Annotated in this window: 12 protein-coding genes; 7 read left to right on the top strand and 5 right to left on the bottom strand. The window is 59.9% G+C overall.

The features are described 5' to 3' along the window. Nucleotides 1-8 precede the first annotated feature (8 nt). The 3 genes from CSQ92_RS12100 to CSQ92_RS12090 all read left to right on the top strand — a co-directional run bounded on the left by CSQ92_RS12100 (nt 9) and on the right by CSQ92_RS12090 (nt 6,991). Complete coding sequence (locus tag CSQ92_RS12100; protein ID WP_099388356.1) at nt 9-2,621, top strand: chemotaxis protein CheB; 2,613 nt, start codon at nt 9-11, stop codon at nt 2,619-2,621. Further along, nucleotides 2,618-4,747: a PAS domain-containing sensor histidine kinase gene (locus CSQ92_RS12095; protein WP_257219198.1), complete on the top strand. Its 2,130-nt coding sequence runs from the start codon at nt 2,618-2,620 to the stop codon at nt 4,745-4,747. The genes CSQ92_RS12100 and CSQ92_RS12095 overlap by 4 nt, the downstream gene beginning before the upstream one ends. An 87-nt stretch (nt 4,748-4,834) precedes the next feature. After that, on the top strand, nt 4,835-6,991 hold the full coding sequence (locus CSQ92_RS12090; RefSeq protein ID WP_373606033.1) for a S46 family peptidase: 2,157 nt from the start codon (nt 4,835-4,837) through the stop codon (nt 6,989-6,991). Nucleotides 6,992-7,189: 198 nt separating this feature from the next. Here CSQ92_RS12090 and CSQ92_RS28735 read toward each other — a convergent pair whose 3' ends face one another. Together CSQ92_RS28735 and CSQ92_RS12080 are read right to left on the bottom strand one after the other, a co-directional pair. Then, nucleotides 7,190-8,023, bottom strand: coding sequence for a hypothetical protein (locus CSQ92_RS28735; RefSeq protein ID WP_143450353.1), 834 nt, complete (start codon nt 8,021-8,023; stop codon nt 7,190-7,192). A gap of 191 nt (nt 8,024-8,214) precedes the next feature. Further along, nucleotides 8,215-8,445 (bottom strand): hypothetical protein, encoded by a 231-nt coding sequence (locus CSQ92_RS12080; RefSeq protein WP_099394225.1) that lies wholly within the window; start codon nt 8,443-8,445, stop codon nt 8,215-8,217. Nucleotides 8,446-8,613: 168 nt separating this feature from the next. Between CSQ92_RS12080 and CSQ92_RS12075 the strand changes: the two genes are divergently transcribed. Beyond that, nucleotides 8,614-9,147 carry a DUF4303 domain-containing protein gene (locus CSQ92_RS12075; protein ID WP_143450352.1) on the top strand — a complete coding sequence of 178 codons (534 nt, stop codon included), beginning with the start codon at nt 8,614-8,616 and terminating at the stop codon, nt 9,145-9,147. 27 nt (nt 9,148-9,174) lie between these two features. On the opposite strand, the gene CSQ92_RS12070 is transcribed toward CSQ92_RS12075, so the two are convergent. Together CSQ92_RS12070 and CSQ92_RS12065 are read right to left on the bottom strand one after the other, a co-directional pair. After that, nucleotides 9,175-9,666 (bottom strand): hypothetical protein, encoded by a 492-nt coding sequence (locus CSQ92_RS12070; RefSeq protein ID WP_099394223.1) that lies wholly within the window; start codon nt 9,664-9,666, stop codon nt 9,175-9,177. A gap of 36 nt (nt 9,667-9,702) precedes the next feature. Further along, nucleotides 9,703-10,350, bottom strand: a complete 648-nt coding sequence (locus tag CSQ92_RS12065; protein WP_099394222.1) for a TetR/AcrR family transcriptional regulator — start codon at nt 10,348-10,350, stop codon at nt 9,703-9,705. Nucleotides 10,351-10,417: 67 nt separating this feature from the next. Here CSQ92_RS12065 and CSQ92_RS12060 point away from each other — a divergent pair, with 67 nt between their 5' ends. The 3 genes from CSQ92_RS12060 (at nt 10,418) to CSQ92_RS12050 (ending at nt 12,170) form a co-directional block, all read left to right on the top strand. Beyond that, nucleotides 10,418-10,936 carry a DUF2867 domain-containing protein gene (locus tag CSQ92_RS12060; protein WP_099394221.1) on the top strand — a complete coding sequence of 173 codons (519 nt, stop codon included), beginning with the start codon at nt 10,418-10,420 and terminating at the stop codon, nt 10,934-10,936. An 86-nt stretch (nt 10,937-11,022) separates the two neighbouring features. After that, the gene (gene pnuC / locus CSQ92_RS12055; RefSeq protein WP_070282197.1) at nt 11,023-11,634 is read left to right on the top strand and encodes a nicotinamide riboside transporter PnuC; all 612 of its coding nucleotides are present in this window, start codon (nt 11,023-11,025) and stop codon (nt 11,632-11,634) included. Further along, nucleotides 11,634-12,170 carry an AAA family ATPase gene (locus CSQ92_RS12050; RefSeq protein ID WP_099394220.1) on the top strand — a complete coding sequence of 179 codons (537 nt, stop codon included), beginning with the start codon at nt 11,634-11,636 and terminating at the stop codon, nt 12,168-12,170. The genes pnuC and CSQ92_RS12050 overlap by 1 nt, the downstream gene beginning before the upstream one ends. 7 nt (nt 12,171-12,177) lie before the next feature. Here CSQ92_RS12050 and CSQ92_RS12045 read toward each other — a convergent pair whose 3' ends face one another. Beyond that, complete coding sequence (locus CSQ92_RS12045; RefSeq protein WP_099394219.1) at nt 12,178-14,133, bottom strand: alpha/beta hydrolase family protein; 1,956 nt, start codon at nt 14,131-14,133, stop codon at nt 12,178-12,180. Nucleotides 14,134-14,167 lie beyond the last annotated feature (34 nt).

Below are 14,167 nucleotides of genomic sequence, written 5' to 3'. Positions count from 1 at the left end.
AGCAGACGATGATAACCCGCAAACGCAGCAAAACCAGTCTGGTCAGCCTGCCTACTGTTCCTGAAGCGCCCACCATCGGTTTTCCGGTGGTGGCCATTGGCGCTTCCGCTGGCGGACTCGACCCTATTGTCGCTTTCCTGACCCATGTGCCGCTGGAAAGCGGCATCGCCTATGTGGTGATCCAGCACCTTGATCCCACGCAAAAAGCCCTGTTGCCGGAACTGCTGCAGCGGGCCACCAGCATACCCGTCACGGAAATCACGCACCAGGCGTCATTGCGGCCCAACCATATCTATGTGATTCCGTCGAATGCCGACCTCGGCCTGTCGAAGGGCCGTTTCCTGCTCAGCGAACCGCTGCAGTTGCGCGGACACCGCTTGCCCATCAATGCCTTCTTTGAGAGTCTGGCGGTCGAGCTGGGCGAACTGGCCGTGGGCGTGATCCTGTCGGGCATGGGCAGCGACGGCACGCGCGGCTTGCAGGCCATCAAGCAGGCCGGTGGCCTGACCCTGGCCCAGCATCCCGATACGGCCAAGTTCGACATGATGCCGCAAAGCGCCATTGCCGCCGACGCCGTGGACCTCGTCGATTTTCCCGACAAGATGCCGGAAAAGATCATCAGTTACCTGTTTCGCAGCAGTTTCCTGGAATTGCCGGGCAAGGAGCCGAGCGGACGCAATTCTTTGCAGGAAATTGTCGCCTTGCTGGCCGAACATACGGGCAACAGCTTCTCGGACTACAAGGTCAATACGGTCCTGCGCCGCATCGAGCGCCGCATGAGCTTGTACCAGATGACATCGATGGAAGAGTACATTCCCTATCTGCGCAACAATCGCGTGGAAATCGACCTGCTGTTCAAGGAATTGCTGATCGGCGTGACGAATTTTTTCCGCGATCCGAAAGTGTGGGAATACCTGAAAATGGTGGTCTTGCCGCAAATGCTGGCGGCCCACCCGGAAGGGCGCGCCTTCAAGGCCTGGATTCCTGCCTGTTCCACGGGAGAGGAAGCGTATTCGCTGGCCATGGTCTTCCATGAAGTGGTGGCCGGCAGCAACCCGCCATCGAAGTACAGCCTGCAGATTTTTGCCACCGACCTGTCGGCCGACGCCATCGACCGCGCGCGCCAGGGCCGGTTTCCGCCAACGATCAGCAGCGATGTGTCGGCCGAGCGCCTGGAACGGTTTTTCTTGCAGGACAAGACCGATTACCTGGTCAGGAAAGAGATCCGCAACATGATCATCTTTGCCCAGCAAAACATCATTTCCGATCCGCCGTTTACCAAGCTCGATATCCTGTGCTGCCGCAACCTGTTGATCTACCTCAATGCCAAGTTGCAGCAGCGTTTGATTCCCCTGTTTCATTACGCCTTGAACCGCGACGGCGTTTTGCTGTTGGGCAGCGCCGACACGCCCGGACATTTTTCCGAGCTGTTCGCGCCGCTGACGACGTCGACCCGGCTGTACCGCCGGCTCGACAACCTGGCGCGCCAGCGCTTGCTGACGTACTTCCCCACGAAGGTATCGTCGGCCACTCCTCCTACCCCCAGCGACACGAGAGAAGTCAGCATGACTGGAAAAATCCAATCCCATGTCGAGCAATTATTGCTCCAGAAATATTCGCCTGCGGCCGTGCTGCTGAACCAGGATGGGGACATCCTGTATATCAACGGGCGCACGGGCGCCTTCCTGGAGCCGGCGGCAGGCAAGGCCAACTGGAATATCCACGCCATGGCGCGCGATGGCCTGCGTTACGAGCTGGCGGGCCTGATCAAGCAGGCGCTGCAAAGCGACAGCCTGGTACGCCTGAAAGGCTTGCTGCTCAAGGATCACGCAGGGCAGGCGCAGGGCGTGGATTTGACGGCGGAAGCCTTGCGCCAGCCCGAAGCGCTGCGCGGCATGCTCTTCGTGACGTTTGCCAGCGTGCCGCTGGCCGCCACCCCGCGCCGGGGCCGCTCGCTGAATCCCAAGGTGCTGGAACTGGAACAGCAGCTGATCCAGGCACGCAATGAAATCCAGGCCGTGCGCGATGAAATGCAGACCTCGCGCGAAGAACTCAAATCGGCCAACGAGGAATTGCAATCGACCAATGAAGAGCTGCAATCGGCGAACGAAGAGCTGACCACGTCGAAGGAAGAAATGCAGTCGTTGAACGAAGAACTGTACACGGTTAATGCGGAGCTGCAATCGAAGGTCGACGATTTGTCGCTGGTCAACAGCGACATGAAAAATCTGCTCAATAGTACCGATATCGCCACCATTTTCCTCGACAGCGAGCTGCGCATCCGCCGCTTCACGGCGCCGGCCACGCAAATCTACAAGCTGATCCAGACGGACTTGCGCCGTCCGCTCAGCGACATCGTCAACGACCTCGCCTACCCGAACCTGGAAGTGGACGCGCTGGAGGTCATCCGCAGCCTGGTGTTTTGCGAGCGGCAGGTGCAGACCAAGAACGGGCGCTGGTACAACGTGCGCATCATGCCGTACCGCACGGTGGAAAATGTCATTGATGGCGTGGTCGTGACCTTTATTAACATTACCGAGTCAAAGGTACTGGAAGCCCAGCTGCGCCAGATCCAGGCCGGCGCCGTAGCAGACGGGAAAGCAGGAGAGAGCGCGTCATGAGCGAACCATTCGACGAGGAGAGCGGGCCGGCCAGATTGCGAGAGCAGGCCGGGCAATTGGCAGCGCAGCAGCGCCAGCCCGTAGCGCCGCCGCAGTCGAATGAAGACGTGATGCGCCAGCTGCATGAGCTGCAGGTCAGCCAGATCGAGCTGGAAATGCAGAGCGCGGCCCTGGCCGAACTGGAGCAGCTGAAGAATGAATTTGAAAGCAGCCGCGACCGTTATGCGCAGCTGTATGAGCAGGCGCCCGTCAGCTATTTCTCGCTGGCGCGCGGGGGTGTCATCACACGCGTCAACGTAGCGGCCTGCGGCTTGCTGCAGCGCGACAAGAACCGGCTGTTGGGACGGCGTTTCGAGCAATTCGTTGCGCCGCAGGCGCAAGGGGACTTCCGCCGCTTCCTCGATGCGGTCTTTACCAACGGTGCGCGCCAGGTGCTTGAAGCGCAATTGTTCGAAGGCGAAGCGGGTGGCATGAGCGGCATGGTGCGCATCGAAGCCAATTACGATGCGGACAGCGCCACGGCGCGCATGGTGGTGACGGACCTGGGCGACGAGCACGCGCGCGAATCGGCCTTGCGGCGCGCTTTTGTGATACTCGACAGTATCCGCGAAGGCGTGCTGGTGACGGACAGCGCCAACCGCATCATTTCCGTCAATCCCGCTTTCACCACCATTACCGGCTACCAGGCGGAGGAAGCCATCGGCCGCGATCCGTCCTTCCTCGGCGGCGGCACGCATTTGCCGCATTTCTATGAAGCCATGTGGCGCAGCCTGCACCAGGATGGCAGCTGGTATGGCGAACTGGTGAACCGTCGCAAGAATGGCGAGCGCTTCGTCGAGTCGCTGTCGATCACGCCCATGCGCAGCCCGGATGGCGCGATCAGCCATTTTGTCGGCGTGTTTTCCGACATCACCGAGCGCAAGCTGGCCGAGGCGGACTTGCGCGAGCTGCACCGCGAGCTGGACCAGCGGGTGGTCGACCGCACGGCCGAATTGCTGCGGGCCAACCAGCATCTGCAGCTGGAAGTGCACCAGCGCGAGCGGGCGCAGGAAGCCTTGCGCGATGCCGAGCGCTTCTTTCACGCCACCATCGATTCATTGACGGACCGCGTGCTGGTGCTGGACCGGGCGGGCCGCGTCGCGCATGCCAACCAGGCGTGCCTGGATTTTGTCGGGCAGATGCAAAAACCGCAGAATTACCTGGAGTTTTGCGAGCTGGACCCGCGCTGGCAGCGCAGCGCCGGGCGCGAGCTGGCCGCCGGCATCCGCGCCGTCATTGCCGGCAATGCGGACACGTTTGCGCTCGAGTATGAGTTTGCCACGCGCGCCGGCCCCCGCTGGTCGCAGGCCAGGATCAGCCGCTTTCTCGGCGAAGGGCCGCTGCGCGTGGTGGTGGCGCATACGGATATCACCGAACGCAAGCTGATGGATGGCGCCCTGCGCCAGTCGCATGCGCAGCTGCGCCAGTTGGCGCTGCACCTGGAAACGGCCAAGGAGGACGAGCGCAAGCGTATCTCGCGCGATATCCACGATGAGCTGGGGCAAAACCTGCTGGCGCTGCGCATCGATATTTCCATGCTCAGCGCGCGCACGGAAGGTTCCCATCCACGTCTGCACCGCCGCGTCGGCGCCGTGCTCAGCAACGTCGACACCACCATCAAGAGCGTGCGCGGCATCATGAACGAGCTGCGCCCGATGGCGCTGGACCTTGGCCTGCAAGCGGCCATCGAGTGGCAGGTGGGCGACTTCCGCAAGCGTAGCGGCATCGCTTGCCAGCTGCTGATACGCGACGAGGCATTGTTTTCCTCCATCGGCAGCCAGGTCGAGATCGTGCTGTTCCGCATCGTGCAGGAAGCGCTCAGCAACGTCATGCGCCATGCCCAGGCCAGCCAGGTGGAGATCGAACTCAGCTCGGATGCCTGCGCCGTGTATATGGCCATCAGCGACAACGGCATCGGCATCACGCCGCAGCAGCAGCGCAAGAAGCAGTGCTTCGGCCTGATCGGCATCGCCGAGCGGGTGACGGCGCTGGGCGGGCAATTCGAGGTCGGCATGCCGGCATCGGGCGCCGGTTGCCGCCTGGCCCTGCAGATTCCCCTGCAGGGGACGGGGCGGCCGGCCGCCTGATACAGAAATTGCAATGGGTTAATTTTTGCCGACTCATGCCGCCTGGACAGGCTATACTTTCGCCTGCTATTTATGGAGGGGCATATCTTGTTCAAAACAATCGTTTTACCAGTCGCCTTGTTGGGCGCGTTCGCCGGCGCACACGCCGACGAAGGGCAGTGGCAACCACACCAGCTGCCACAGCTGAAAGCCGAACTGAAACGGGTCGGTATCGAAATTCCTGCAGAAAAACTGGCAGACCTGAGCAAGCACCCGATGAGCGCCATTGTGTCGCTGGGCGGCTGCTCGGCCGCTTTCGTTTCCGACGCCGGCCTGGTGGTGACGAACCACCATTGCGCGTATGGCGCCGTGCAGCGCAATTCCACGCCGGAACACAATTACATCACCAACGGCTTCCTGGCCAAGACGCGCGCCGCAGAGCTGCCGGGCGGTCCGAACAGCCTCGTGTATGTGACGGACAAGGTGGAGAACGTCAGCGACCGCGTCTTGAAAGGCTTGACGGCCGACATGAGCGGCCGCGCGCGCCACGAAGCCGTGGAAAAGCGCATCAAGGACCTGATCGCCGAATGCGAAACGGACAAGATGTACCGCTGCTCCGTGCCCGCCTTCCACCGCGGCCTCGAGTACTACCGCATCCGCCAGATGATGATACGCGACGTGCGCCTCGTGTACGCACCATCGGACAAGATCGGCAACTTCGGCGGCGATATCGACAACTACGAATGGCCGCGCCACACGGGCGATTATTCGTTTCTGCGCGCCTACGTGGGCAAGGATGGCCGTCCGGCCGACCCGTCGCCCGACAACGTGCCGTACAAATCGAAGGATTTCCTGGTGGTCTCGGCCGAAGGCTTGAAAGCCGGTGACGGCATCTTGCTGGCGGGCTACCCCGGCCGCACCAGCCGCTACAAGCTGCCGGCGGAAATCCGCTTCGCACGCGATACGGCCTTCCCCCTGAAAGTGTCGGAACTGCAAGCCGACCTGGCCGTGATGGCTGACACCACGAATGGCGACGCGGCCGCTGCCGTGCGCTATGCGAGCGTGGTGAAAAGCATCAACAACGTGCTGAAGAAAACCCAGGGCTTGCTCGATGGTTTCGCGCGCAAGGACATCGCCGCCATCAAGGACGTGCAGGATGCCGAGTTCCGCGCCTGGTATGCGAAACAGCCGAACGTGTCGCCGACCCTGCTGGCCGAACTGGACGCGGCGATCGCCAGCGACATGGCCTTGAGCGAAGAAGAGTTCGCCTGGAGCGTGGCCACCAACAGCGACTTGCTGAAAAGCGCGCGCACCCTCTACCGTTTGTCGCTGGAGCGCCAGAAGGCGGATGCCGAGCGCGAATCGGGCTTCCAGCAGCGCGACCTGGCTTTCATCAAGGCCCGTCTGGCCCGCCTGGAACAGTCGTATGTCAACAAGGTCGACCAGGCGCGTTTTGAAGCCGGTCTGAAGCGCTACGCGCAACTGGCGGCGAAGAGCCATCCGCAAGGCCTGGACGCGCTGCTGCCGGCGCCAGCTGCCGTGGCGGCCCTGTACCAGCAGACGCAACTGGCTGACACGGCCAAGCGCCTGGCCTGGCTGGAGAAGGACCAGGCCGCTGTTGCCCAGTCCGACGACGCCTTCATGGCGCTGGCCATCAAGCTGCAGCCCGTCGAAGCGGCACTGGAAGAGCGCCGCAAGGAAATCGACGGCAACCTGGAACGCGTGATTCCGCAATATATGCAAGCCGTGATTGCCTGGAAAAAGTCGCAAGGCAAACCGGTCTATCCTGACGCCAACTCGACCCTGCGCGTCACGTATGGCACGGTATCGCCGTACTCGCCGCGCGATGGCATCACCAAGGGACCGTTCACGACCGTGGAAGGCATCGTCGAGAAAGTCACGGGCAAGGCCCCGTTCGAAGCGCCGCAAGGCCTGATTGACGCCGTCAAGCAAAAACGCTACGGCCAGTTCCGCGATCCGGTGCTGGGCACGGTGCCCGTCAACTTCCTCACCAGCGCCGACACCACGGGCGGCAATTCCGGCTCGGCCGTGATGAACAAGCGCGGTGAATTGATCGGCCTGAACTTCGATTCGACGTATGAATCGATCACCAAGGACTGGTACTTCGACACGGCCATCACGCGCGCCATTCACCTCGACATCCGCTACATGCTGTGGGTGATGAAGGAAGTGGACCATGCGGATAACTTGCTGCAGGAAATGACCATCAAGTATCCGAAGCCAGTGAAAGCCGCCAAGAAATAAGCTTTAGCTTGCGCTAGCGCAAAGCCGCATCCGCCTGTTTTGGGGATGCGGTTTTTTTATGGGCTGCAACGTGGGGCAAGCTGCGAAAGTGAAAAGGTGTAGCTGAATTCCTGCGTAGTATCGGATGATGGCTAATTGGTTACGGAGAAAGCGAGCTTACGCGTTCGATCCCATTGCGAGCCTCCAGCTTCTTTGTAGTTAGGTTGAATTTCGCAGTCTTTGTTCTTCTATCCAAGTCTGAATTTTTTCCGCCTCTGTTTTCCTATCCTGAGAATCATAGACGTCAATGCCCAGACGGTTATTTGAATTGCTGATTTTTTCAAATATTTTTCGAAATTTCTGAATTTCCTTTGAGATTTCTTCGATTGGACTATTTCCCAGCTTGCTCATGCCTTTGAATTGGATGAAATCAACGGTGAAGGTATTTGTATAATAATGTTCTTCCACATCTTCATAGCTGATTACTACGTTCAAGTAGGGGGAGAAAATTTCTTGGCCTATTTCCGACTGTAGATCCAAAAAACTAAATACAAAGCTCGACAATTCTTGCCCTGAACCTAATGACTCGATGCCATGTGCAAACATTGCAAGCTTCTTGAAGGGTTTGATAATCGGTTCAGTTGCATCTGTAGCTGATGAGCCGTTTCTATCTTTGAACGAAAATTTTATGTTTTTTGCGATCCCCTTGCCCATGTTCACAACCTTCGCGTCCATGAAATGGATTCCAGCAGGGTTCTCACTGAGAGAAAGCGAAACGCTTGGCTGAATACTTTCGCGATGCAAATTTGCAATCTGAGCGGATTGTGCAGAACGCAGTCGCCACGTCTCAACCGCAAGGATGAAGGTCAGTACAGTTATCATAACTGTGGCGGCAGCAGTCACCCATGAAGACAAAGTGTCTTGTGAAAACATGTTTGGTCCGGGTAGAGTATTACCTACGAAAACACCAAAGACAAAAGCCACGGCAGCACTAGAGATCGCGCCTACCACAAGAAAAATACTGCTTCTTTTTTGTCCAATCGTAAAAATCATATTTCCTCAAATTTAGAATTTTTCGTTGTACATTGGATTGTGAGTTGGCAACTCTGGGCTGCAGATAAGTATTTTTATGCTGCGAACACAGACTTCTATCTCTCCAAAATATTTTTTCAATGAGCTGCAGCTTCTGTGAAAACGGAAATGGCATTCACCGCGCATTAGATCACTAATTTTGTCTGATTTAATTATTCTTGTCTCGCTTTATTTTTCGCCTGCGGTAACGCCTCCACCGGTAGCTGAAAAAAGCACGGCACCATCGCTGGCGACAAATCCTCGCCGCTCTCTGCTATGACCAGGCGGCCGCTCAGTAGCATCACGTAGACGTGGCCCAGCGACCAGTCGGCGCTGGCGGCGGCCTTGTCCCAGCGCGCATTGAGGTCTGCTTCGCGCGCGGCCGCGCCGGCTATCTGCCGCACGTACTGGAAGTACGCTTGCGCCGTTTCCTGCAGGGTGGGGAATTGGCGACTCGCCGGTTTATGGTCTCCGCATCGGCCGCACCGTAAGCACGGCCAGCGCCTGCTGTCTCGGCTGTGCCACGTATAATTCCTCTCACTTTCCACCCGTATTTTTTCGACAGGCCCGCCATGCCCACGACTCCCGCTTTGCCCCTTGATTGGCAGACATTTGAAACTGCCTACGACGTGGAAGAAACCTGCTTCAAGCTGGCCAGCGCGTCGCTGGCCTTGCTGGGCGCGTCCCCATTCAAGGATCAGGCATTTTCCGCCTTTGCCTTCAACGCCGTATCGTTCCCATCCCTTTCGCTGAGCCTTAACACTGATCCCGGGAGCAGGGAGCGCGATTACTATCCGCCGGACTGGTCGAACGAGTGCATCGAAGTCGACGTGCCGGAAATCGGCCAGCTGTGGGAGGAGGGGTATGCCAGGATCGAAGGCGCGCTGCTCGAGCTGATCGACGCTGCCGATGACGAACTGCTCGATGCCATCGAGGAGGGCTATCTGCACAGCCTGAGGAAAACCATGGTGCGGCTTGAAACGAGCCAGGCTTTCGAGCAGATCAGGACCTGCCCGCAATTCTGGACCGTGGTCACGCAGATCGATGCGGATACGGAGGAAGAGGAGCGGCTGCTCGACCAGGTGCGCCAGGGCCTGCCGGCGTGAGCCTCCGCCGCCATTGCAGGCCACGCGCTATAGCAGGGCCTGCCAGCGCCTGACTTCCGCGTCCGTCAGCATCGGCCCCCAGCCGCCGCGCAGCGCCGCATCGTGCTGCACATAGTGCGCAAGCGGTGGCGCCGCCACGCCGTGCCTGGCGCAGATATCAAGGACGGCTTCCAGCTGCCGCCGGCTTGCCGGAAGGTCATCGCCATACCAGGTGCAGGCGCTCGTTTCCAGCACATGCCCGACAAGCTGCTCCAGCGTGCCGAGCAGGTGCCCGGGCATGGCCAGGCGGATGTCATCCGGCCAGGGGTCGCCCATGCCGGTCACCGCCAGGGAAGCAAAACCATGCTCCCATGCCGAAAAATCCCCAGGCGCGATCTGCGCCACTTTCCACACGTGTTCGGCGAATGCGGACAGCGCCGGATGGTGAATGTCAAAGCGCTGGCAAAAGCGTTGCAGGCAGCTTACGGCAATGCATTGCCTGGCGGTCACCGAGAGCGTGTCTATCGATATGTTGTGCATGAAAGTTCCTGACGTTGGCACTCGCCGATCACTGGGTCAATCTGACTTGATTGCGGTTGTCCCGCCTGGCAAGGCAGCCTGCCGCAACGCCTCCACCGGCAACTGGAAAAAGCGCGGCACCATCGCCGGCGACAAATCGTTGCCGCCGTCCGCCATGGCCAGGCGGCCACTCAGCAGCAGCATCACGTAGCCATGGCCCAGCGACCAGCCGGCGCTGGCGGCGGCCTTGTCCCAGCGCGGGTCGAGGCCCGCTTCGCGCACGGCCGCGCCGGCCGTCTGCAGCACGTACTGGAAGCACGCTTGCGCCGCTTCCAGCAGGGCGGGGAACTGGCGCACGTTCTGGTGTTCGAACATCAGCCGGTAGTGGGCCGGAGCGGCCAGGGCAAATTCGATGTATTGCTGGCCCAGCAGCTGAAAACGCTGTTCGGATGGCAGGCTGCCCTGCGGCGGCAGTTCTGCCTCCCATTTGGCGATCAGGCTGGCGAAACCGGCTGCCGCCACGTCGGCCAGCAAGGCTTCCTTGCTGGGGAAGTGGCGGTACACGGCGGCGATCGACACGCCCACCGTGCGCGCCAGTTCGCGCAGGGAAATGGTGGCGTCGCTTTGCTGCGCCAGTTGGGCGATGGTGGCGGCGACCAGGGTGTCGCGCAGGTTGCCGTGATGGTAAGTACTTGTGCTTGTCATTCGATGTTATCGCTGTTCACATTGTCGTGTATGATGGCCATGTTATCACTGAACACATGGAGAGCACATGCAAGAGATAAGCAACGTGGTACGCGCCGTGGCCTTGCCGCCAGGCGCCAGCATCGCCCTATTGTATCCGGGCAGCAACCTGGCCGACGCGTATGCCGTCGGCCTGCCCAGCGCTGGTGTACGGCAGATGGATATGCAGGCCCTGGCGCGTGTGGTGCTGTGCAGCCAACCGCGCTGGGCGCAGTGGCTGCTGGCGGTGCGCGACACGATAGTCTCGCCCTTCGGCATCAAGACGGCAAGACAGCTGGCGGCCAAGCCTGATGGACGCATCGGCATCTTCCGCATCTTTGCCGTCAGCGATGATGAAATCATCGTGGGCGAGGACGATAGCCACCTGGACTTCCGTTTGTCCGTGCTGCGCAACCGGGACGCGGGGCTGCATGGCAGCGTCACCTTTTCCACCGTCGTGCATTGCCATAACTGGATAGGGCGTACTTACATCCTGGTGATCCGGCCATTTCACAAGCTGATCGTGCGGCGTACGCTGGCGCGCGCCGTCAAGGGAGGCTTTGCCTGAGTAGGGAAGGGCTGCGGCGGTGCGGGCAATCTTGCTTATTCATGGCTGGTATTGCATACTGCACCACCAGCCTCATCACGATTCCCATGAACGATACGCTTCTCCTGCTGGGTTTTGCCACCACGCCGCTTGAACTGATTTCCTTTGTCCTGGCATTGACAACCGTTGCGCTGAACATCCGCCAGAATCACTGGGCGTGGCTGTTCGCCATCATTTCCTCGGCCGCCTACGGTTTCGTGTTTTTCGAATCGCGCCTGTATGGCGACATGGCCTTGCAACTGCTGTTTATCAGCGTCTCGTTCTGGGGCTGGTACCAGTGGCTGCACCCGGCCAGCGGCGGCAAGACCTTGCCTGTCACGCGCCTCGATGGACGCGGCTGGATGGCGTGCGCCGCAGGCTGGCTGGTTGGCTTCCTGCTGATAGCCTGGCTGCTGACGACGACGGATACGGACGTGCCCCACGCGGACGGCTTCCTCACGGCAGGCAGCCTGGTGGGGCAATTCCTGCTGTCGCGCAAGAAACTGGAAAACTGGATCGCCTGGATCATCGTCGACGTGCTGTATGTCTGGCTATACCTGCACAAGGGACTGACCCTGACGGCCGTGCTGTATGCCTTCTTCGTCGTGATGGCCATCATCGGCTTGCTGGCGTGGAGAAAGTCGGCCCCGGCCGCGCCGAGCGCGATGGTCCTCAAGTGATGGAGCGTTGCGTGCGCGTGGCCATCCTGGGCGCGGAATCGTCGGGCAAGTCGACCCTGGCAGCCGCCCTGGCCGAACGCTACGGCACCGTCTGGGTGCCGGAATACTTGCGCGAATTTGTCGAAAAGCAGGGCCGGGTGCCTATCGCGGCCGACCAGTTTGGCATTGCGCGAACGCAAGTCGAACGCGAAGCGGCTGCCACAGCGCGGGCGCGCCATTTCCTGTTTTGCGATACAACGCCGTTGATGACGGTGGTCTACAGCCGCCATTATTTCAATGGCGCCGATGCGCCGCTGGCGGCGCTGGCCGATGCCACGCAGTACGATCTGACGTTGGTGACGGCGCCCGACAGCCCGTGGGTAGCCGACGGCTTGCAGCGCGAGTCGGAAGCCGTGCGCCAGCTGATTCATCGCCGGCTGCTCGATGAACTGGCTGAGCGCCAGATTTCCTACCTGCTCGTCAGCGGTAGCCTGGCGGTGCGGCTGGCGCAGGCGGATGACTGGTTGAGCGCCAGCACCCCAGGCAGGGTGGGGTAAGCCGGCCTTATTTTCCGATGTGTTCGGCCAGGAAGCTTTCCAGTTGTTGATAGAATGCAGTGGCGTTTTTGGTCATGTAGAAGCCATGTCCTTCGTTTTGCGCCATCATCCATTGCGGTGTATTGCCGGCCCTGACCAAGGCCTTGCGCATCAACTCGGCGTGTTCCGGCGGTGCCGTCTTGTCCTTGTCGCCGTGCACCAGCAATACCGGCACCTTGATCCGGTCAGCCAGGCGTGAAGGCGAGATGGCGTCGAGTTCCTTGTTGTTTTCACCGATATAGTCCTGGTAGGCATGCCGGATATATTTGTGGCGGCGCGCATCATCCTCTTCTTTGAACAACCTAAGCTCATATACGCCGGCATAGCCGATAGCGCATTTGAAGGTGCCAGGTGCACGTATGGTCAGCATCATTGCCGAGTAGGCGCCGAAGCTTGCGCCGTATGAGCAGACGCGCCCGGCATCGACTTCGCCTTCGGCAATTACAGCGGCGAGGCCGTCCAGGATGTCGTCCTGGATTTTTTCGCCCCATTGACGGTAGCCTGCCCGGATGAAAGTCTCGCCACGGCCCCCGGAACCACGGAAATTAACCTGGAGTACCGCGTAGCCGCGGCTGGCGAGGAACTGCGCATCGCTGTCGAACGACCAGGTATCGTAGACGCCGTGCGGTCCGCCGTGGGGCATGACAACCAGCGGCAATTTAACGCCTGGCGCATGCTTCGGCATGGTCAGATAGCCATGCAGTTGCAATCCGTCGCGTGCCTTGAAGGCAATGGGGCGGCGCTCGGCCATGCGATCCGGGTCGATGCCAGGCATGGTCGAGTACAGCAGTTCCGCCTTGTTGCTGGCCTTGTCGTACAGGTAATAGCTGCCCGGGTCGCGATCGCTGTAGACGGAAAACAGCAAGGTGGTGCCGTCATCTGTGAAGTTGATGAAGCGTACATGTTCGTCCGGAAAAGATGCGCTCAATTGCTTGTGCAGCCGGGCGTCCGCACTATTGGCGTCCAGGTAGATGGCACGGGTACGGCCCAGCTGGTGAGATACTGCGAAAGGCATCTCGTTGGCGTCATACATTACGCTGCTCAGGTCGGCAACAGGATCTTGCGCTAGAACCACTCGTTTTCCGCTAGCCAGCTCTTCCCGCACCAGGGCCTCAGGGCCACCGTTGACGGCATGGGTAGCAAAAAAAGCGCTGTCATCCATTGTGAAGTGGAACGGGATTGTGGTTTGTTTTGGGATGGGAGGGGTGAGACGCCACTGGCCGCTGACGTCATCAAGACGGTACAACACCGGCTCGTTCTTGTCGTCCCAGCCGTAGGCGAAGCGCGGTACGCTATTGCGCTGCTGCACAAACTGCAGGCGTGGTGCAGCGATGTCGGCCAGGGTCTTGCGATGGGCCTTCTTGCTGTCGACGTCGTATAACTTTGACCGGTCACGATCCCATTCCTGGGCTGACAGAAAGACGTGACTATTGCGCGGCAAGGGAACGCCGTTGATGCGGGCATAGCCATGATCATCGTCGAGGCGGTCGCCTCGACTCGACGAGCGGAACATATCGTAGCCGAACAGGTATTCCTGGTTGGTGCCGTCGAGGTCAAAAGCGATGATTTCACCAGTTGATACCGGTTGTTCCAGCTCCCCCAGTTCCAGACCCTTGCGCAATACCAAACGCGTGTTCGTCAACCAAAGGTAGTTAAGCGGCACTTCAAATATGTGCAGGCGCAGCATGCCTACCGCTTTCATGTCCGGCAATGCATAGATGGTGATGATGGGGATGCTGCGCCCGCCCTGCTGCATCTGAGTCGTGACCGCTATGTGTTTGCCATCTGGCGAGAGGCGTGGTGTACTGAACCGATCCTTGCTGGTGAATTGCTCTATGGGAATCGCTGCCTCGGTGGCGTGGACGCTGCCTCCGGTGATCAGGATCAGGCTGGCAAATATCAGTGACGCCACATGCTGTTTCATGGAGATGCCTTGCGCGGATAATAAAATAAGGGTG

This window comes from Janthinobacterium sp. BJB446 (assembly GCF_002735655.1).
Taxonomy (GTDB): Bacteria; Pseudomonadota; Gammaproteobacteria; order Burkholderiales; family Burkholderiaceae_D; genus Janthinobacterium; species Janthinobacterium lividum.
The sequence above is the reverse complement of the archived record's forward strand: the minus strand, read 5'-3'. Positions and strand labels throughout refer to the sequence as shown.